The sequence below is a fragment of the Actinoplanes sp. NPDC051537 genome, from assembly GCF_055586105.1.
Map to the genome: position 1 here is coordinate 1 of NZ_JBVJIU010000007.1, position 18,916 is coordinate 18,916.

At 74.3% G+C, this 18,916-nt stretch carries 16 protein-coding genes; 7 read left to right on the forward strand and 9 right to left on the reverse strand.

The genetic code is table 11. The features are described from left to right. Positions 1-167: 167 nt before the first annotated feature. The 5 genes from ACZ6TB_RS17735 to ACZ6TB_RS17755 form a co-directional block, all read right to left on the reverse strand. Positions 168-1,727, reverse strand: a complete 1,560-nt coding sequence (locus ACZ6TB_RS17735; RefSeq protein ID WP_465555578.1) for a methyl-accepting chemotaxis protein — start codon at positions 1,725-1,727, stop codon at positions 168-170. 108 nt (positions 1,728-1,835) lie between these two features. Continuing rightward, on the reverse strand, positions 1,836-2,897 hold the full coding sequence (locus tag ACZ6TB_RS17740; RefSeq protein ID WP_465555579.1) for a CaiB/BaiF CoA transferase family protein: 1,062 nt from the start codon (positions 2,895-2,897) through the stop codon (positions 1,836-1,838). Continuing rightward, positions 2,894-4,906 (reverse strand): 3-hydroxyacyl-CoA dehydrogenase NAD-binding domain-containing protein, encoded by a 2,013-nt coding sequence (locus tag ACZ6TB_RS17745; RefSeq protein WP_465555580.1) that lies wholly within the window; start codon positions 4,904-4,906, stop codon positions 2,894-2,896. Before ACZ6TB_RS17745 ends, ACZ6TB_RS17740 begins: the two co-directional genes overlap by 4 nt. A 39-nt stretch (positions 4,907-4,945) precedes the next feature. Then, positions 4,946-6,163, reverse strand: a complete 1,218-nt coding sequence (locus ACZ6TB_RS17750) for an acetyl-CoA C-acetyltransferase (protein ID WP_465555581.1) — start codon at positions 6,161-6,163, stop codon at positions 4,946-4,948. Further along, entirely contained in the window at positions 6,153-7,325 is a 1,173-nt protein-coding gene (locus tag ACZ6TB_RS17755; RefSeq protein ID WP_465555582.1) for an acyl-CoA dehydrogenase family protein, read from the reverse strand. Before ACZ6TB_RS17755 ends, ACZ6TB_RS17750 begins: the two co-directional genes overlap by 11 nt. Positions 7,326-7,388: 63 nt before the next feature. Here ACZ6TB_RS17755 and ACZ6TB_RS17760 point away from each other — a divergent pair, with 63 nt between their 5' ends. The 5 genes from ACZ6TB_RS17760 (at position 7,389) to ACZ6TB_RS17780 (ending at position 13,440) form a co-directional block, all read left to right on the forward strand. Continuing rightward, positions 7,389-7,988, forward strand: a complete 600-nt coding sequence (locus tag ACZ6TB_RS17760) for a TetR/AcrR family transcriptional regulator (protein WP_465555583.1) — start codon at positions 7,389-7,391, stop codon at positions 7,986-7,988. 113 nt (positions 7,989-8,101) lie between these two features. After that, positions 8,102-9,319 (forward strand): S8 family peptidase, encoded by a 1,218-nt coding sequence (locus tag ACZ6TB_RS17765; protein ID WP_465555584.1) that lies wholly within the window; start codon positions 8,102-8,104, stop codon positions 9,317-9,319. After that, on the forward strand, positions 9,306-9,971 hold the full coding sequence (locus tag ACZ6TB_RS17770; protein ID WP_465555585.1) for an RNA polymerase sigma factor: 666 nt from the start codon (positions 9,306-9,308) through the stop codon (positions 9,969-9,971). Before ACZ6TB_RS17765 ends, ACZ6TB_RS17770 begins: the two co-directional genes overlap by 14 nt. Continuing rightward, positions 9,968-10,417 (forward strand): hypothetical protein, encoded by a 450-nt coding sequence (locus ACZ6TB_RS17775; protein ID WP_465555586.1) that lies wholly within the window; start codon positions 9,968-9,970, stop codon positions 10,415-10,417. The genes ACZ6TB_RS17770 and ACZ6TB_RS17775 overlap by 4 nt, the downstream gene beginning before the upstream one ends. Beyond that, positions 10,414-13,440 (forward strand): CHAT domain-containing protein, encoded by a 3,027-nt coding sequence (locus tag ACZ6TB_RS17780; protein WP_465555587.1) that lies wholly within the window; start codon positions 10,414-10,416, stop codon positions 13,438-13,440. Before ACZ6TB_RS17775 ends, ACZ6TB_RS17780 begins: the two co-directional genes overlap by 4 nt. Here the strand turns inward: ACZ6TB_RS17780 and ACZ6TB_RS17785 are convergent. Continuing rightward, complete coding sequence (locus tag ACZ6TB_RS17785; RefSeq protein ID WP_465555588.1) at positions 13,437-14,609, reverse strand: methyl-accepting chemotaxis protein; 1,173 nt, start codon at positions 14,607-14,609, stop codon at positions 13,437-13,439. The two genes, ACZ6TB_RS17780 and ACZ6TB_RS17785, sit on opposite strands and share 4 nt — an antisense overlap. A gap of 193 nt (positions 14,610-14,802) precedes the next feature. Then, positions 14,803-15,333, reverse strand: coding sequence for a hypothetical protein (locus ACZ6TB_RS17790; RefSeq protein ID WP_465555589.1), 531 nt, complete (start codon positions 15,331-15,333; stop codon positions 14,803-14,805). Positions 15,334-15,369: 36 nt separating this feature from the next. Here ACZ6TB_RS17790 and ACZ6TB_RS17795 point away from each other — a divergent pair, with 36 nt between their 5' ends. Both ACZ6TB_RS17795 and ACZ6TB_RS17800 read left to right on the forward strand, forming a co-directional pair. Further along, the gene (locus tag ACZ6TB_RS17795; protein WP_465555590.1) at positions 15,370-15,921 is read left to right on the forward strand and encodes a TetR/AcrR family transcriptional regulator; all 552 of its coding nucleotides are present in this window, start codon (positions 15,370-15,372) and stop codon (positions 15,919-15,921) included. A 12-nt stretch (positions 15,922-15,933) separates the two neighbouring features. Next, the gene (locus tag ACZ6TB_RS17800) at positions 15,934-17,406 is read left to right on the forward strand and encodes an AMP-binding protein (protein ID WP_465555591.1); all 1,473 of its coding nucleotides are present in this window, start codon (positions 15,934-15,936) and stop codon (positions 17,404-17,406) included. Here ACZ6TB_RS17800 and ACZ6TB_RS17805 read toward each other — a convergent pair. Together ACZ6TB_RS17805 and ACZ6TB_RS17810 are read right to left on the reverse strand one after the other, a co-directional pair. After that, the gene (locus tag ACZ6TB_RS17805; protein WP_465555592.1) at positions 17,403-17,711 is read right to left on the reverse strand and encodes an NIPSNAP family protein; all 309 of its coding nucleotides are present in this window, start codon (positions 17,709-17,711) and stop codon (positions 17,403-17,405) included. The genes ACZ6TB_RS17800 and ACZ6TB_RS17805 overlap by 4 nt on opposite strands. Beyond that, complete coding sequence (locus ACZ6TB_RS17810; RefSeq protein WP_465555593.1) at positions 17,708-18,853, reverse strand: alpha/beta hydrolase-fold protein; 1,146 nt, start codon at positions 18,851-18,853, stop codon at positions 17,708-17,710. The genes ACZ6TB_RS17805 and ACZ6TB_RS17810 overlap by 4 nt, the downstream gene beginning before the upstream one ends. Positions 18,854-18,916: the final 63 nt, after the last annotated feature.

The following is an 18,916-nucleotide window of genomic DNA, read 5'->3' on the forward strand; positions in this document are numbered from 1 at the left end:
CCTGCCCCCCCCCCCCCGCCCCCCCCCTCCCCCCCCCCCTCCTTTCCTTCTCCCTCCCCTCTCCCCCCCCCCCCCCCCCCCCCCCCCCCCCCCCCCCCCCCCCCCCCCCCCCCCCCCCCCCCCCCCCCCCCCCCCCCCCCCCCCCCCCGCCGCGGGGTGAGGTGACGTCAGTACTTGAAGGCGCCCACCAGGTTGCGCAGCTCCTCGGCCGTGCGGGCCACCTCGTTGGCGGCCTGGCGGGTCTGCTCGACGCCCTCGGCCGACGTGGCGCCGGCGGTCGAGACGTCGGCGATGTTCAGGGCGATACGGTTCGAGCCGTTGGCGACCTCGCCGATGCTGCGGCTCATCTCGCCGGTGGTGGCGGTCTGCTCCTCGATCGCGGAGGCGATCGTGGTCTGGAAGTCGTTGATCTGGGCGATCACCTCGGAGATGCGGGAGATGACCTCGACGGCGCCGCTGGTGTCCTGCTGGATGGCCGCGACCCGGGCGCCGATGTCCTCGGTCGCCTTCGCCGTCTCCTGGGCCAGGTCCTTGACCTCGGAGGCGACGACCGCGAAGCCCTTGCCCATCTCGCCGGCCCGGGCCGCCTCGATCGTGGCGTTGAGGGCGAGCAGGTTGGTCTGCTCGGCGATCGCGGTGATCAGCTTGATCACGTTGCCGATCTCGGCCGAGGAGTCGCCGAGCTGGCGGATCGTCTCGGTGGCGCGGGCGGCCTCGGCCACCGCGACGGTGGCGACCTGCGCCGACTCGCTGGTGTTGCGGGAGATCTCGCGGATCGCGAGGCCCATCTCCTCGGAGCCGGCCGCGACCGACTGCACGTTGCGGGAGATCTCCTCGGCCTCGGCGGCGGCCGACGCGGTCTGGGTGCTGGTGTCGCCGGCGGCGTCGGCGATCGTGCCGGCCACGGCGGACAGCTCGGCCGACGCGCTGGCGAGCATGTCGGCGTCGCCGGCGATCGTGCGCATCGACTCGCGCAGCTCGTCGAGGGTGCGGTCGAGGTGCGCGGCCATCACGCCCAGCTCGTCCTTGCTGGTGATGCCGCTGCGCATGGTCAGGTCGCCCTTGGCCAGGCCGTCGACGACCTCGCCGAGCCGGCGGACCGGCTTGAGGATCGAGCGGACCAGCGGCACCGCGAAGGCGATCATGATGATCAGGCCGAGGAGGGCGACGATCAGCGCCAGCATCCGGGAGAACCGGACGGTCTCGTCCATCTTGGCCTGCTCGGCCTCGGCCGCGGCGGTGGCGCGGTCGGTGAGCGCGCCGAGCTCGTCGTCGGTCTTGTGGTTGCGGTCGGCGATGTCGCCGATCCGCTTGACCGCGGCGGCCCGGTCGGACTTGGCGTCGTTCGCGAAGTTCTTGACGAACTGGCTGAAGTCGACGAAGTCGGGCCGGATGGTGGTGAACGTGGCCAGCATGTCGGCGGCGAGGCCGGACGCGGCGACGGCGTCGGCGGCCTCGGTCGAGGACTGGATGTCGTCGGCGACGTCCTGGGTGACGTCCTGGCCGAGCAGCGAGCGGTAGGCGTCGACCTTCAGCTCGCTCTGCCGGGTGTCCAGGTGGTGCAGCGCGGCCAGGCCCTGGTCGAGCCCGGTGATGACCCGGCTCTGCGCGGCCAGCTTGTTCTGGCTGTAGAGGTTGATGCCCGCCAGCGAGGTGAGCAGCACGGCCCCGGTGCCGACGATGAGCCCGAGCCGGGAAGCGACTCCGATGTCTTGCAACTTCCGCATGGTCTCTGCCTCTGCCTCTGTTAGCCGAGCGTGGGTGGTTGCCACGCTGATCGGCGCGAGAGTCAGCTCACATGAGGCCGACAACCCTAAAGCAACAAAAGGGACGTCTTACCATTCGGCGACGATCTCGTCGACGGAGGCCGGAACGGCGGGGGCGGGCGCGTCCGGTGGGGTGCGGGCGAATCGCGGGGCCGGCGCCGGCTGCGGGACGCCGCCGACCTCGACGAAGGTCTTCCGGGCGCGGTGGTGCGGGTCGGCGGGGGCCTCGGCGGGGGAGAGCACGGGGGCCACGCACGCGTCGGTGCCGGCGAAGATCGAGATCCAATCCGCGCGCGTACGGGTGGCGAACACCGCCTCGAAGCGGGCGCGCAGCTCGGGCCAGCCGTCCCGGTCGTGCTGGTCCGGAAGGGCGGCGCCGGCCAGGCCGAGACCGTCGAGCAGCGCCGCGTAGAAGGCCGGCTCGAGGGCGCCGACCGCGACGAAGCCGCCGTCGGCGGTCCGGTACGTGTCGTAGAAGGGCGCCCCGCCGTCGAGCAGGTTCTCGCCGCGCGGCCGGGGAAACAGGCCGGACCCGTGCAGGAACGCGGTGAGCAGCGCCGAGCCGTCGACCATGGCCGCGTCGACCACCTGTCCGCACCCGGACCGCTCCCGTTCCAGCAGCGCCGCCAGGATCCCGACGGCGAGCAGCATGCCGCCGCCCGCGAAGTCGCCGATCAGGTTGAGCGGGGCGTGCGGCCGTTCCCCGGCGCGGCCGATCGGCTCCAGCGCCCCGGCGAGCGCGATGTAGTCGATGTCGTGCCCGGCGCGCGGCGCCAGCGGGCCGTCCTGACCCCAGCCGGTCATCCGCGCGTACACCAGCCTGGGGTTGATCTTCTCGCAGTCGATCGGCCCGAACCCGAGACGCTCGGCGACGCCCGGACGGAAGCCCTCGACCAGCACGTCGGCCCCGGCCGCCAGCCGCAGCAGATCGGTGACCCCGGCCCCGGTCTTGAGGTCGAGGGTCACCGTCCGGCGCCCGCGCTGCAACGGGCTGGGCGGCGCGACGGACCCACCCGGCCGGTCGATCTGGATCACCTCGGCGCCCAGGTCGGACAGGATCATGCAGCCGAACGGGGCCGGGGCCAGGCCGGCGAGCTCCACCACCCGTACCCCGGAAAGAGGCCCGCTCATGCCGGCACGAAGCGCTCGCCGTAGCGGGCGGCGAGCTCGGTGGCCCGTCCCGGGAAGTCGGTGTGCTGGTGCGCGAACCGCAGCACCCCGCCGGTCCACGCCGGGTAGCCGATGCCCAGGATCGAGCCGACGTTGCCGTCCTCCTCGGTCCGCAGCACCCCCTCGGCCAGGCATTTCCGGGCGTCGAGCGCCTCGGCGAACAGGAACCGGTCCTGCAGGTCGGCGAAGGGCACGGCGCGGCCGGCGTCGGTGGCGAGCTCGGCGAGGCCCTCCCACAACCCGGCGCGCTTCCCTTCCGCGTACGCGTAGAAGCCGCCACCGGCCGCGCGACCGGCCCGGTCGTGCTTGTCGACCATGGCGTCCACCAGGTCGTGCGAGGGCAGCCGGGCGAACGACTCCCCGGCCGCCGCCTCGAACTGCCGGCGGATCCGCTGCACGAGCGAGAGGCTGACCTCGTCGGCGAGCGCGAGCGGCCCGGTCGGGTACCCGGCCTGCAACGCGGCCTGCTCGATCGACGGGGCCGGGACACCCTCGGCCAGCATGCCGATCGCCTCGTCGATGAACTTGCCGATCACCCGGCTGGTGAAGAAGCCGCGCCCGTCGTTGACCACGATCGGGGTCTTGCCGATGCGCCGGCCGAGGTCGAACGCCCGGGCCACCGCCTCGTCCCGGGTCCGCTCGCCGACCACGATCTCCAGCAGCGGCATCTTCCCGACCGGGGAGAAGAAGTGCATGCCGATGAAGTCGGCGGGCCGGCTCACCCCGGCGGCGAGGCCGGTGATCGGCAGCGTGGACGTGTTCGAGGCGAGCAGCGCGCCGGGCGCGAGGACGGGCTCGACCTCGGCGAACACCTTCGCCTTGAGCGCGGGGTCCTCGAAGACGGCCTCGATCACGACGTCGCAGCCGCGCAGGTCCTCGACGTCGGCGGTGGTGGTGATCCCCGGGCCCGCCGCTCTCTCCGCGAGCGCAGGGGTCACGTCCTTGACCACGACCGGGATGCCGGCGCGGGCGCAGGCCTGGGCGATCCCGGCGCCCATCATGCCGGCGCCGAGCACCGCGACCTTGGTGGCCGGCAGCACCTCGGCGCGCGGCCGGGCCAGGCCGCCGTTGACCGCGCGCAGGTCGAAGAAGAGCGCGCCCATCATGTTCTTGGCGATCGTGCCGGTGAGCAGCGTGATCAGGTGCCGGGTCTCGATCGGCTGGGCGGTCTCGAAGTCGACCTGGGCGCCCTCGACGGCGGTCGCCAGGATCGCCTCGGGCGCCGGCAGCCGGTTGCCCTTGAGCTGCTTGCGCAGGGTGGCGGCGAAGGCCGGGAGCTGGGCGGCGAGCTTGGGGGTGGCCGGGGTGCCGCCGGGCATCCGGTAACCGGGCCGGTCCCAGGGCTGGGCCGCGTCCGGGTTGGCGGAGATCCACGCGCGCGCCTTGGCGATCATCTCGTCCGGCGACGAGGCGACCTCGTCGATCAGGCCGTTGGCCTGGGCCTCGGCGGGACGGTACCGCTTGCCGGTCAGCAGCCAGGACATCAGAGCAGGAGCAAGACCGAGCATGCGTACGGTACGGGTGACCCCGCCCGCGCCCGGCAGCAGTCCCAGGGTCACCTCCGGAAAACCGAGCCGGGTGCCGCGGGCGTCGAGGGCGATCCGGTGGTGGCAGGCGAGCGCGATCTCGAGGCCGCCGCCGAGGGCCGCCCCGTTGACGGCGGCGACGACCGGGCTGCCGTACGTCTCGAGCCGCCGCAGGTCGCGCTTGATCGTGCCGAGCATCTCGAACAGCGCCGGCGCGTCGGCCGGGGTGGCGGTGCTCATCATCGGCACGTCGCCGCCCGCGAAGAACGTCGTCTTGGCGCTGGTCACGATCACGCCGGTGACGTCGTCCCGCTCGGCCTCGAGCCGGTCGAGCGCCGCGGTCATCGCCGCGACGTACGCCGTGTTCATCGTGTTGGCCGACTGGTCGGGGTCGTCCATGGTGAGCGTGACGACGCCGTCAGCGGCGCGCTCGTAGCGGATCATTCAACCGTCTTTCTCTGCAGTGCGGCAACGCCGCCTTGACTAGGCAAGCCTCTCGATGACGGTCGCGACGCCCATGCCGCCGCCGATGCACAGGGTGATCACGGCCCGGCGCTGGTCACGCCGTTCCAGTTCGTCGAGCGCGGTGCCCAGCAGCATCGCGCCGGTCGCGCCGAGCGGGTGGCCGAACGCGATGGCGCCGCCGTTGACGTTGACCTTCTCCGGGTCGAGGCCGAGGTCGCGCTGGTACTTGAGCACGACGGCCGCGAACGCCTCGTTGATCTCGAAGAGGTCGATGTCGTCCACGCCGAGGCCGGCGATCGCGAGCGCTTTCCGCGTGGCCGGGATCGGCCCGGTCAGCATGATCGTCGGTTCCGCGCCGGTCACGGCCGCCGCGATGATGCGGGCGCGGGGGGTGAGTCCCGCCTTTTCGCCGGCCTGGGCTGACCCGATCGCGACGAGCGCGGCGCCGTCGACGATTCCCGACGAGTTCCCGGCGTGGTGGACGTGCTCGATCCGCTCGACCCAGTGGTATTTCTGCAGCGCCACCGCGTCGAAGCCGGCCGCCTCGCCGACCCCGGCGAAGGACGGGTTGAGCTTGCCGAGCCCCTCGCGGGTGGTGTCCGGCCGCGGGTGCTCGTCCTTCGCCAGCACGACCAGGCCGGCCGGGTCGCGCACCGGGACGATCGAGCGGTCGAAGTGCCCGGCGGCGGTCGCCTTCGCCGCCCGTTCCTGCGACTGCACCGCGTACCCGTCGACGTCGTCGCGCCCGAAGCCCTCGACCGTCGCGATCAGGTCGGCGCTGATGCCCTGCGGGACGAAACCGGTGGCCAGCGCCGTCTCGGGGTCGAGGAACCAGGCGCCGCCGTCGGAGCCCATCGGGTTGCGCGACATCGACTCGACGCCGCCGGCCAGGATCAGGTGCTCCCAGCCGCCGCGGATGCGGGCCGCGGCCTGGTTGACCGCCTCGAGCCCGGAGCCGCAGAAGCGGTCGAGCTGCACGCCGGCGACGGTGTCGGGCAGGCCGGCCAGCAACGCGGCGCTGCGGGGCAGGACGCCGCCCTGCTCGCCGATCGGGGTGACGATGCCGAGCACGATGTCGTCGACGGTGGCCGGGTCGAGGCCGGGGTTGCGCTCGCGGATGGCGTCGATCAGGCCGGTGACCAGCGAGATCGGCTTGACGCCGTGCAGCGACCCGTTCTGCTTGCCGAGTCCGCGCGGGGTGCGGACCGCGTCGTACACATAGGCTTCAGAGGACACGGGCGATCAGCTCCTTCATGATCTCGTTGGTGCCACCGTAGATCTTCTGGACGCGGGCGTCGGCGTACATCCGGGCAATCGGGTACTCGGTGGTGTAGCCGTAGCCCCCGAAGATCTGCAGGCACTTGTCGACCACCTCACACTGTCCCTCGGTGAGCCACAGCTTGGCCATGGCCGCGGTCGGCACGTCGAGCTCGCCGCGGGAGTGCCGGCCGATGCAGTCGTCGAGGAAGATCCGCGACGCCCGGGTGCGGGTGGCGCAGTCGGCGAGCACCATCCGGGTGTTCTGGTGCCCCATCAGCGGCTTGCCAAAGGCGGTGCGCTCCTTGGCGTACGCGACCGAAAGCTCCACAGCCCGCTGCATCGCAGCGACCGCGCCCACCCCGATGACGAGCCGTTCCTGGGGGAGCTGTTCCATCATCTGGAAGAACCCGGCGCCCTCCGCCTTTTCGCCGCCCAGCAGGTTCCCGGCCGGCACCCGCATCTCGTCGAAGAACAGCTCGGCGGTGTCGTTGGCGTGCAGGCCGATCTTGTCGAGCAGCCGTCCCCGGGTGAAGCCCGGCGTCTCGTCCCCGAGCTCGCACACCAGCAGGCTGATTCCGGCCGCGCCCTGGCTCGTGTCGGTCTTGACCGCGAGGATGAGCAGGTCGGCGAGGCCGCCGTTGGTGATGAACGTCTTCGACCCGGTGACCACGTAGTCCTCGCCGTCGAGCACGGCCCGGGTGCGGATCGCCTGGAGGTCGGAGCCGCCGCCCGGCTCGGTCATCGCGATCGCGCCGACCAGCTCGCCGCTCGCCAGCCCGGGCAGCCAGCGCTCCTTCTGCCCGGTGGTGCCGTAGCGCCCGATGTAGCCGGTGACGATGCCGCTGTGCACGGCCAGGCCGAGGCTGCCCTCGCCGCACATGGTCTGCTCGTGGATCAGCACCGCCTCGTGCGTGAAGTCGCCGCCACCGCCGCCGTACTGCTCGGGCACGCTCAGCCCGAGCAGGCCCAGCTCGCCGGCCCGCCGGTAGTGCTCGCGGTCGGGATGGCCCTGCCGCTCCAGGCGCTCGGCGTGCGGCAGGACCTCCTTGGCGAAGAACGCGCGGGCCAGCTCGGCCAGGTCGTCGTGCTCGGGCTTCAGCCACGGCGGGGCGTAGCCGTCCAGTCCGGGAGTGGGCATGCCGTCACTCTCCCGGCATTGTTGGCAGTGTGTCAACAACGCCGTTGCCGTAAGGTCCACTTCGTGAGTGTGGACGCGGGCCAGCGCCGCCGGCTGGAGCCGGACGCCCGGCGCGAGCAGATCCTGTCGGTCGCGGTACGGCTGTTCGGCGAGCGCGGCTACGCCGAGGTCTCGACCGGCGACGTGGCCCGCGGCGCGGGGGTCGCACGGGGTCTGGTCAACCACTACTTCGGGACGAAGAAGGAGCTCTACCTCGAGGTCATCCGGGTGATGCTGACCGTGCCCGAGGTGGCGCTGACCCGGTTGCCGCCGGCCGGACTGCCGGCGCGGGTCGACGCGATCGTCGCCTGGTTCCTCGACGTCGTCTCCCGGCACAGCACCTCGTGGCTGGGCGCGATCACGGCCGGCGGCATGGCCGGCGACACCGACGTCGACCGGGTGATCGCCGAGGCCATCGACGTGGCCGCGGACCGGGTGCTGACCGCCGTCGGGCTGCCGGTCACCGGGGGCGCGCTGCACGCGATGGCCCGCTCCTATGTCGGGCTGGCCACCTCGACCGCCCGCGAGTGGCTGCAGCGGGGCGAGCTGACCCGTGCCCAGGTCCACAAGCTCCTGGCGGCCACCCTGCTCACGATGGTGGACCAGGTGTTCCCCGACGCGTGACCGTTCGGGTGACGGTGCGGGCCGCGCACGAGGCGCGACGATGGGTATCTGTGCGCCCGGTCGGGCCACCTCAGCGGTGACCGACGCCCACGCCGAATCCTGGAGGCGGACCCATGCGCAACTTCCCGAAGCGCCACAGTGACGACACGCTCCTGTTCGTACCGCCCGCCTCGGCGGTGGCGGAGGCCTCGCCGGCCGATGACGCTCCGGCCGATTCCTCGCCGGCCGATGACGTTTTCGCCGACAAACCGGCCGGCCATCTCGGGGTCGCGTCGGTCAAGCCCTTCGGCCACGCCGCCGGCCACACCGATCTGGTCAAGGGCTGGGGCCACCTCCTCGCCCAGGCGCTCGGCCAGGTGACCGCCGTGCTCCACCAGCACGGCGTTGCCGCGTCGCTCGGCGCCGGCACCTACCTCGGCGGCCCGGCCGGCGTTCTGCCGATCACCGGCGACGTCGACGAGGTGCTGTCCATCCTCGACCCGGACCAGGCGGCGAACTGGGCGCGCGACCCGATCCACTTCGACGGCACGTTCGCCTTCGCCAGCAAGCCCTTCGGCCACGGCCTGGCCTTCGCCGAGGTGACGGTCGAGAACCCGCCGACCCCCGCGTGGGAGCCCCTGCCCGCGGGCCTGCGCCGGCCGGTCGTGGCGGTGCTCGACACCGGCGTGCGCGCGCACGCCTGGCTGCCCGCCACCCCCGCCGCCGACCCGGTGCTGATCGAGGCCGAGCAGCAGGACCCGCCGTGGCGGCCGGAGCTGGGCGGCGAGGGCAAGGTCGTCGCGCACGACGACGCGGGGCCGGACAAGGCCGGGCACGCCACCTTCATCGCGGGCATCATCCGGCAGGCGGCCCCCAGCGCCCAGATCCTGTCCGTACGCGTGATGAACGACCAGGGCCGGGCCAAGGAGTCCACGGTGTGCCGCGCCCTCGACTGGCTGATCGACTACCGGGAGCACCACCCGGTCGACGTGGTCTGCATGGCGTTCGGCCGCGAGCCCGGCGACGACTCCGACGGGCCGCTGGTTGCGGTCATGAAGCAGAAGCTCCAGACGCTCGCCGACGCGGGCGTGCAGCTCGTCGCGTCGGCCGGCAACGACCACAGCGCCGACGACGTCTATCCCGGCTCGTTCGACATGGTCACCGCCGTCGGCGCCGGGTTCGGCGGCTATCACGCCGGGTTCAGCAACTTCGGCCCCTGGGTCGACCGCTACCGGGACGGGGTCGACGTGCTCGGCATCCTGCCCGACGGCAAGTGGGCCCGATGGACCGGCACCTCCTTCGCGGCGGCCAACTTCGCCGCCGACCTCGCCCGGCCCCATGCCGCCGGCTGACGCGTCCCCGCCGGCCCGGCTGCCCGACAGCTCGCGCCCGGCCGGCGGTCCGGCGCCGGACCGCCGGCCCGAGAGCTCGCGCCCGGCCGACGCCGACGCTCACCTCGGCGCGCTGCTCGAGCGGGCCCGCGACGGCGACCGCGAGTCGCTGCGCGAGCTGGTGCGGGTGCTCGACCCGGTGCTCTGGCGGGTCGCCCGCGGCCAGGGCCTCAGCGCCGAGGACGCGGCCGACGTCGTCCAGACGTCCTGGCTGGAGCTGCTGCGCCGGCTCGACGAGATCCGCACCCCGCGGGCCGTGACGTCCTGGCTGATCACGGCCACCCGCCGCGAGGCCTGGCGGCGCCGCGAACGGGCCCGGCGCGACGTCCCCGACGGCACCGGCGCGCTGTCGGCGGCGGTCGATCCGGCGCCGCCGCCCGGCGAGCGCCTGATCGAGGACGAGCGCGACCGGGTCCTGTGGACCCACTTCGAGCGCCTGTCCGAGCGCTGCCGCGACCTGCTGCGCATCGTCGCCCAGGTGGACCGCCCCGACTACACGGTCATCGCCTCGGCCTTCGGCATGCCGCACGGCAGCATCGGCCCGACCCGCTCCCGCTGCCTGGCCAAGCTCCGGTCCATGCTGCTGGCCGACCCCGCCTGGAGCACGTCATGACCGACTTCGACGAGTTCGACCGCGACATCCTCGACCGCATCGCCCGCGACGACCCACCACCGCCCGACCTCGACGAGCGGGTGCTGTTCGCGCTGGCGCTGACCGACCTCGAGGCGGAGGTCGCCCGCCTGGCCGACGCGACGCCGGCGCTGGCCCGGGCCGGGGAGCAGGCTCGGACGATCACCTTCGACTCCACCAGCCGTACGGTGATGATCACCATCGTCGAGCGAACCGACAACCTGGTCCGCGTCGACGGCTGGCTCGCCCCCGGCGGCGCCCTCACGGTCGAGTTGCGCCTGCCCGAGCCGGCCGCGTCCCGGGTGGTCACCGCCGACGAGAGCGGCCGCTTCGTCTTCGACGAGGTCCCGCACGGCCTGGCCCAGCTGCTGATCCACCCGCCCGCGACCGGAACTCCCCGGGTGGTGACGCCATCGCTTCTGCTGTGACCGAGCCCGGCGCGCCGCCCGGGCTTCCGCCCCGGGCCGAGCGGCTCTATGCCGCCGGGCGCGCGGCCAGCGACGACGGCCGTCCGGCGCTGGCCGTCCGCCGGATGCGGGCCGCCCTGCGCGCGGCCGACCGGGCCGGGAACGCCGACCCCGCCGCCCGCGGCCGCCTGATGGTGAGCCTGGCCTGGTCCGAATCGGAGCGCGGCCGGGTAGCGCTCAGCTTCCGCCTCCTCGACGACGCCGAGCCGCTGCTGCCGCCCGACCGCCGCCCGGTGCTGCACGCCCAGCGAGCCGCCCTGCTGTGGCGAAGCGGCCGCCACGAGGAGGCGATGGCCGAGTTCGACCGGGCGGTCGGCGGCATCCACGAGCGGGACAGCCCCCTCGACCTGGTGAAGGCCCTCAACAACCGGGGCATCCTGCACCTCGACGCGGGCCGCGTCGGCGCCGCCCGCGACGACCTGCGCCGCGCGCTGCGCCTGGCCCGCCGCCACGACCTCACCCTGGGCGCCGCGCTGCTCCGCATCAACCTCGGCTGCTTCGACGTGGTCTCCGGCGACCTGCCCGCCGCGCTGGGCGCGTTCGCCGAGGTCCGCCCGGTCTACGAGCGGATAGCCCCCGGCCGCCTGCCGGCCCTGGCCGTCGAACGGGCTCGGGCCCTGATCGCCGCCGGCCTGTTCGGCGAGGCCGACCGCGAGCTGGCGGCTGCGGTCGCCCAGATGACGACGCAGGGCCAGGACCACAACCGATCCGAGGCCCTGATGACCCGGGCCGAGGCCGCATTGCTGGCCGGCCGCCCCCAAGCAGCGGCCTCCTGGGCGGCCGAGGCCCACGCCGGTTTCATGCGCCGGGGCAATCGCCGGAAGGCCGCCCTCGCCGAACTCCTCACCCTGCGAGCCGCCCTCCCCACCGCGACCGATCCACCGCCCGCTCCCGCTCCCGCTCCCGGTCCCGCGCCCGCTCCCGCGCCCGGTCCCGCGCCCGCACCCGCCCCCGGTCTCGCGCCCGGTCCCGCGCCCGCACCCGCCCCCGGTCTCGCGCCCGGTCCCGCGCCCGCTCCCGGTCCCGCGCCCGCTCCCGCTTCCGCCCCCGCGCCCGCGCCCGCCGAGCCTCCGAGCGGGCCGGGGGACCCCTCTTTCGAACCGGCCGATCCCTCCCTCGCGCCGGCCGACTCGCCTCGCGCCGCGGCAATGGCCGACCCGCCGAACGCGCCCGCGCGCCCGGCCCCGGTGGCCGCACGGGCCGAACGCCTCGCCGCGCGCCTCCAGCGGCTCGGCCTGCCCGAGGATGCCCGCGTCGCCCTTCTCGTGGCGGCGCGGTCGACCGTGACCCGCTCGCCGAGGGCGGCCGGACGGCTCATCGCGCGGGCCGGGGCGCCCGGGCGGCTCGATCGGCTCGACACGCGGCTGCTCTGGCGGCTCGCCCGCGCCGAGGCGGAGACGGCGTCGGGACGGCCGGGAGCGGCCTCGCGGCAGCTCGCGGCCGGGATGGAGACGCTGCATCGATATCGAGGGCGGTTCGGGTGCCTCGACCTCCAGACCGGAGCCTCGGCGCACGGGCGGGACCTGGCGCTCGCCGGGCTGGCGGGGGCGATCTCGTCGGGGTCGGTGGCCGGGGTGTTCCGGTGGGCCGAGCGGGGGAGGGCGCAGGCGTTGCGGTTGCCCCCGGTGCGGCCGCCGGACGATCCCGACGTCGCCGCCGCGCTCGAGGAACTGCGGCAGACCCGCCAGAACCTGCGCGCGGCCGAGGTGGCGGGCCGGCCCGCGGCCGGGCTGCGCGGGCGGGCCGAGACGCTGCAACGCCGGATCCGGGAGAGCGCCTGGTCGGTCCGCGGCGCGACGGGCGCGCCGCGCGGGGCGGCGGCCGGCAAACCGGGCCACGACGCGGGCGGCGGCAAACCGGGCCACGATGCGGGCGGCGGCAAGGCGGGCCACGATGCGGGCGGCGGCAAGGCGGACCGCGACGCGGGCGGCGGCGAGCCGGGCCACGACGCGGGCGGCGGCAAGAGGGACCGCGACGCGGGCGGCGGCAAGGCGGGCCACGACGCGGGCGGGAGCGCGCCGGATCAGGGGGCGGGCGTGGCGTCGCTCGCCTCGGTGCGCCGGGAGCTGGGGAGTGCGGTGCTCGTCGCGTACGTCTGCGCCGGTTGGGAATTGCATGCTCTTGTTGTTGATCGGCGGGGCGTGCGGCTTCGGGGGCTCGGGACGATGGCCGCGGCCGAGGAGGCGGTGCTGCGGCTGCGCGCCGACCTGGACACCAGCGCCGGGCGGGCGATGCCGGCCCGGCTGGCGGCGGCGGTGGGGGAGGCCACCCGGCGGGATGCGGCGGCGCTGCAGGCGCGGGTGCTCGATCCGGTGCTGGAGCTGGTGGGAGACCGGGATCTCGTGGTGGTGCCGACCGGCCTGCTGATGACGGCGCCGTGGGGGATGCTGCCGGCTTGTGCGGGGCGCCCGGTGACCGTGGCGCCGTCCGCCACCGCCTGGCTGGCGGCCCGGCGGCGGCCCCGGCGCTATGCGAGCGCCCTGCTGGTGGCCGGGCCGGACATCTCCCGTGCCGGTGAGGAGGTGGCCCGCATACGGCAGATCCGGCCCAGCGTGGCCCTGACCGACGAGGCCGCGACGCCGGCGGCCACCCTCGCGGCGCTGGACGGCGTGGACGTCGCGCACCTCGCGGCGCACGGGCGGCACGAGGCGGAGAACCCCCTCTTCTCGGCGCTCGATCTGCACGGCGGGCCTCTTCTGGGGTACGACCTCCCGCGCCTCCGCCGCCCGCCGGCCCTCGTGGTGCTGGCCAGCTGCGAGCTCGGGCTCACCGAGGTGCGGCCGGGCGACGAGACGTTCGGGATGGCGTCGGCGCTGCTCGCGGCCGGGACCGCGACCGTGGTGGCGAGCGTCGGGCGGGTCGCCGACGACGCGGCCACCGATCTGATGGTCGGCTTCCACCGCGCGCTGGCCGGCGGCGACTCCCCGGCCGCGGCGCTCGCCCGCGTCGGGGCCGGAACCGGCTTCGTGTGTTTAGGGGGTTAGAGCGCCTCGAACGCCCGGTTGATGTGGCGCTCGATCTGCCGGCGGGCCTCGTCCGGCACGTCGGTCAGCGCCAGGCCGAGCTCGACCTCGCCACCGACGTCGCGGCGCCGCACGACCCGGCCGGCGAGGCTGACCCGGACGCCGTTCAGCTCCGTCTCGGCCTGCACCTGGTCGCCGACCGCCATCGCCGTCCGGCCCGGCACCGTGCAGCCCATGCCGCCCTCGCTGAGGTCGGTGAGCCGCCCCTCGGCCGCCGGCCGCGACGGCGCGCGCAGCGTGACCGCGCCGTCGGCGGCGAGCCGGTCGGCCCGGCGCCGTTCGAGCCGCTCGGCCACCTCGGACAGGTCCTGGATCTGCGCCATCGTCGCGTCGACCGTGCTGTTGAGCCGCTCGACGATCTGATGCTGGTCGTCCGCGATCCCGTCGAGCAGGCCCATCGCCTGCTCGATCTCGCCGACGTCCTGCACGATCGCGGTCAGCGTGCCGCCCATCTGCTGCACGTCCGCCTCGAGCGCCGCGATCGTGGCCGCGATCTGCTCGGTGGAGTCGGCCGTCGTGTCGGCGAGGTTCTTGACCTCGTCGGCCACCACCGCGAAGCCCTGGCCGGTCGGGCCGGCCCGGGCCGCCTCGATGGTGGCGTTGAGCGCGAGCATCCGCGTCTGCGAGGCGATCTCCGAGATCACGCTCGCGATGCCGGCGACCTGGTGCAGGCTCTCGTTGAGCGCGGTCGCGGCCTCGTCGGCGCTGCGGGCCCGGCGCACCATCGTGGTGGCGGCCTGGCTGGTCTGCGCGACCCGGTCGTGGGTGGCCATGGCGGCCTGCCGGGCGGCGCCGACCTGCTCGACGACGTCCCGCAGCCGCTCGCCGATCACCGCGCCGGTGTCGTCGATGGCCTCCTTGGCCCGCCGCCGCAGCCGCCCGTTGACCAGGCGCTGCTCCTGCTCGGAGTTGCGGATCCGCTCCTCGCGGTCGACCCGCATCTGCTCGATTTCGGCCTGCCGCTCGGCCAGGATGACGGCGAGCGAGGCGAGGTCCGGGCCGGCGGGGGCGCCCACCGTGGCCGCATCCGCGGGCCAGACGGCCGAGATCTCGGCGGCGAACTCACGCTCGTCGGCGGCCCGCTGCCGGCGACCGCCCAGCACGTACGCCCCGGCTCCCACCCCGATCATCAGACCGATCCAGACCCAGGTCACGCCGCAGCCCCCGGGACTCGCACGACGTGAATCACGGCTCTCCGTTCCGCCGCGAAGGCCGGATGTCTGACGATGGCGCCTACGGTGTTCTGTTCGGCGGTTTGGGGCATTCCTTTAGATTCCGGGTCATCAACCGCCCCGAGTTCGTTTCGCGGCCGCCGACATCGCTCTAGGTAGCTCCCGGACCCCGTCGCGGGAACAGCGTGTAGCTGAACGAGATGACGAAGTCGACCGCCAGCACGATCCCCCACACCCCCATCACGCCCCACATCGGCGCCGCTCCCGAGGTCAGCGCGCTGAGGGCGCCGAGAATCACGGCCGCGATCCCGAACGCGGTCACATGCCGGATCCACTGCTTCCTCTCGTACGCGGCGTGCTCGCGCCCGGTCCGGGGCGGCTTCACCGGCGGCGGGCCGCCCGCGAACCGGTGCGCGAACCGCTGGTCGGCCCAGGCGATCATCTGCGACCCGAACACCACGGTGATCCCCAGATAGACCGCCGACAGCCCGTGCGCGGTGTCCGCCGTACCCCCTCTCCGCAGGTCGATGAGGGTGACCGAGAGCAGCACCAGATCGATGGCCGGCACCGCGAGCAGCAGCACCGTGCTCAGCCGGCGGGCCTTGAGCAGGTAGCGCGCGGCCAGCCCGGCCGCCAGGAACGCCCAGAACCCGATCTCACAAGCGACGATCAGCGCGATCATCCTTCGTTTATAACACGGTCGTGCTATATAAAATGCATGCCGAAGGTTGTCGACCACGACCAGCGCCGCCGCGAGCTGGCCGCCGCCGTCTGGCGCGTCATCGTGCGGGACGGGGTCGCCGACGTCTCGATCCGCGGGGTGGCCGCCGAGTCGGGCTGGTCCACGGGCGCGCTGCGGCACTACTTCGCGACCCGGGCCGAGCTGCTCGCGTTCGCCTGCGAGGAGGTGATCGCCCAGGTCACCGACCGGATCCGGAGCATGACTCCGGCCCCGGGCATCCGCGAGGCCACGGCCGAGGCGCTGCTCGAGACCATGCCGGCCGACGAGCGGCGGCACACCGAGGCGGCGATCGCCTTCTCGTTCCTCGCGCTCGGCCTGCGAGATCCGGCGCTCGCCCGGGTGCAGCGACTGCACTTCACCAGCATGTACGAGTTGTGCGCCCGCCTCGCCCCACCGCCGGCGGCCCGGCGGCTGCACGCCGTCGTCGACGGGCTCACGGTGCACGTGCTGGCCGGGCACCTGTCGCCGGCCGAGATGGTCGCGGAGCTGAGCGCGTACCTCGACGAGCTCTTCGCCGCCGAAAGCTGAAATCATGCGAGGATGCCGCTGCTCGCCGCGCTCCTCGACCCCGCCGATCTCGACGCCGCCCTGACCACCGGAGAGGGGACGTTCGCGCGGCACGACCTGCTCGGCTGGGCCGCGTCGATCGCCGCCGACCTGGCCGGCGCGCGGATCGTGGCCGTCGACGCCCGGCCCGGCGCCCCCACCATCGCCGCGATCGCCGGCGCGCTGCTCGCGGGCGTGCCGATCGTGCCGATCCCGCCCGACGCCGGCGAGCTCGAGCGCGCCCACATGCTGCGCGACTCGGGCGCCGAGCTGCTGCTGACCGACGACCCCGCGGCCCCCGATCGCCCCGCCCTCGATCGCCCCGCCGCCCCCGATAGCCCCGCCGCCGCCGATCTTCCCTCCACCGGCCCGGCCGGACGAGCCGCCGCCGCGCGCCTCCCCACCGTGCCGATCACCCGGGCCGCGCGGGCCACCGAAATTCCCGCCGAGCCGGCCCCCGACCGCCCGGCCCTCATCCTCTACACGAGCGGCACCACGGGCGCGCCGAAGGGCGTCGTCATCTCCCGCGCCGCCATCGCCGCCGACCTCGACGCCCTGGCCGAGGCCTGGAACTGGACCGCCGCCGACACGCTCGTCCACGGCCTTCCGCTCTACCACGTGCACGGCCTCGTGCTGGGTGCGCTCGGCCCGCTGCGCACCGGCGGCCGGCTGGTCCACACCGGAAAACCGAGCCCCGACGCGTACGCCCGAAGCCTGGGAACCATGTATTTCGGAGTGCCCACCGTCTGGTCCCGGATCGCCGCCCGGCCCGACGCCGCCCGCCGCCTGTCGGCCGCGCGCCTGCTCGTCTCCGGCAGCGCCCCCCTGCCCGGCTCGGTGTTCGACACCCTGCGCGCGCTCACCGGGCAGCCGCCGGTCGAGCGCTACGGCATGACCGAGACCCTGATCACGGTGAGCGCCCGCGCCGACGGCGAGCGCCGTCCCGGTCAGGTGGGCCTGCCGCTGGCCGGCATCGCCACGCGGCTGGTCGACGAGCAGGGCTCGCCGGTCGCGCACGACGGCGTCACGATCGGGCATCTGCAGGTGGCGGGCCCGACCCTGTTCGACGGCTACCTGCGGCCGGGCGGCGTCGAGCCGTGGGGGAGCGGCTTCTACCCGACCGGCGACGTCGCGACGATCGCCCCCGACGGCTGGCACCGCATCGTCGGCCGCGCCTCGACCGACCTGATCAAGACCGGCGGGTACCGGGTCGGGGCCGGCGAGGTCGAGGACGTCCTGCTGCTGCACCCGGCCGTCCGCGAGGCCGCCGTCGTCGGCCTGCCCGACGACGACCTCGGCGAGCGCATCACCGCGTTCGTCGTCGGCGACCCGGTTCCGGAGCGCGAGCTGATCGACTTCGTGGCCGCGCGCCTCGCCGCCCACAAACGCCCGCGCCGCGTCGTCCTGGTCGAGGCCCTGCCCCGCAACGCGATGGGCAAGGTCCAGAAGGCGCGCCTCAAAGGTTAGGACGGCAGCAGCGGCCGCATGAAGGTTCGCTCGTACCGCACGACACACCCCGACTCGTCGCGGATCCGGTCGGCCGCGACGAACTCAGGATCAACACCGAACCTTTGCCGGTACGTCTCATAAGCGGCCAGACTTTCGAAGCTGAACAGCGCCTCGGCCCGGTCGCTGGCCCCTTCCGCCGGCAGGAAGTACCCGTGGTGCACGCCGCCGTGCTCGGCGACGAGCCGCATCCACGCCCGGGCGAACCGTTCGAACGCGTCGATCTGCTCCGGGTCGATCGTGTAGTGCACTACGCAGGTGATCACGACCCCACCATGCCCGCCGATCGCCGCCCGGTAACGGCCAGGAGCCCGTCCGCGAAGGTGCGCCGCCAGTTGATGTAGTCGTGGCCGCCCACGAACTCGGCGTAGGACACGTCGTAGCCGTGGCCGCGCAGCGTGTCCCGCATCTCGCGGACCACGGTGAGCTGGTCGGGGGCGCCGCCCGGCCCGGGCATCGTCTCGCGGACGCCGACGTCGAGGTAGAACCGCACGTCGACCGGCGGATAGCGCGGGATCTGCCGGATCAGCCAGCCCGGCGCGCCCTCGGCCGGCCGCGGCCACCAGAAGCTGCCGGACTGGGCGATCACCGCGCCGAACAGCTCGTGCGCGCACAGGCCGACGTAGGCGGCGGCCAGCCCGCCGCGCGAGACGCCGGCGATCAGGTTGCCGCCCGGCGCGATGCCGACGTGCGATCGGGCCCACGGCATCAGCTCGTCCTCGACGAACGTGGCGATCGGGCGGGTCGGCTGGAGGTCGTCCTCGCGGGTGGCGTCCTGGCTGCTCACGAACAGCGCCACGAGCGGCGGGATCACCCCGGCGGCGATCATGTTGTCCAGGATGGTCGGCACGCGCAGCACGTGCCGGGCCAGGAACCCGTCGAACACGACCAGCGCGGGCAGGCCCTCGGCCGGGGTGCCGGCCGGGCGGTAGATCGCGACCGGGCGCCGGCCGCCCAGCGCCTGGCCGGGCATCTCGACCTCGGTCAGCGTCCCGGCCGCCACGCCCGGGCGCGGGTCGCTCCACGTCGCCGGCGGCGCGGCCGGCAGCGACAGCACCGACACGTACCCGGGATGGTCGTCGGGGTCGGCCGGATCGGCCGGGAAATGCAGGTGGTGCGGGTTCGCGAGATCCACATGGGTCGCGCCCGCGCCGGACAGGTCCGCGGGCGCACCCTGCGGATTCTCGTGCGCGATGCAGTACGTCGTGAGCAGCGCCGCCGGCATCACCTGGCTGCCGTGCCACAGGTCGCTGCCGGGCGCGCGCTTCATCGGCACGTCGACGCCCCACCACGCGCTCGTCACCGGCGCTTCGCCCCGCCACAGGAACGTGACCAGGACCGACTCGTCGTCACACGGCTCGATCAGCGGGGTGCCCGTCGCGGCGATCTCGGTCCAGAACTCCTCCACGGCTCTCGGCGACAAAGCGGACAGCAAACGTCTGATACGTGGACTCTGCAAGACTGCGGCTCT

Coding starts and splice junctions, on each gene's coding strand:
- ACZ6TB_RS17765 (WP_465555584.1), top strand. CDS start 8,102: ATGCGCAACTTCCCGAAGCGCCACAGTGACGACACGCTCCTGTTCGTA.
- ACZ6TB_RS17735 (WP_465555578.1), bottom strand. CDS start 1,727: ATGCGGAAGTTGCAAGACATCGGAGTCGCTTCCCGGCTCGGGCTCATC.
- ACZ6TB_RS17770 (WP_465555585.1), top strand. CDS start 9,306: ATGCCGCCGGCTGACGCGTCCCCGCCGGCCCGGCTGCCCGACAGCTCG.
- ACZ6TB_RS17790 (WP_465555589.1), bottom strand. CDS start 15,333: ATGATCGCGCTGATCGTCGCTTGTGAGATCGGGTTCTGGGCGTTCCTG.
- ACZ6TB_RS17745 (WP_465555580.1), bottom strand. CDS start 4,906: ATGATCCGCTACGAGCGCGCCGCTGACGGCGTCGTCACGCTCACCATG.
- ACZ6TB_RS17740 (WP_465555579.1), bottom strand. CDS start 2,897: ATGAGCGGGCCTCTTTCCGGGGTACGGGTGGTGGAGCTCGCCGGCCTG.
- ACZ6TB_RS17795 (WP_465555590.1), top strand. CDS start 15,370: ATGCCGAAGGTTGTCGACCACGACCAGCGCCGCCGCGAGCTGGCCGCC.
- ACZ6TB_RS17785 (WP_465555588.1), bottom strand. CDS start 14,609: ATGATCGGGGTGGGAGCCGGGGCGTACGTGCTGGGCGGTCGCCGGCAG.
- ACZ6TB_RS17775 (WP_465555586.1), top strand. CDS start 9,968: ATGACCGACTTCGACGAGTTCGACCGCGACATCCTCGACCGCATCGCC.
- ACZ6TB_RS17755 (WP_465555582.1), bottom strand. CDS start 7,325: ATGCCCACTCCCGGACTGGACGGCTACGCCCCGCCGTGGCTGAAGCCC.
- ACZ6TB_RS17800 (WP_465555591.1), top strand. CDS start 15,934: ATGCCGCTGCTCGCCGCGCTCCTCGACCCCGCCGATCTCGACGCCGCC.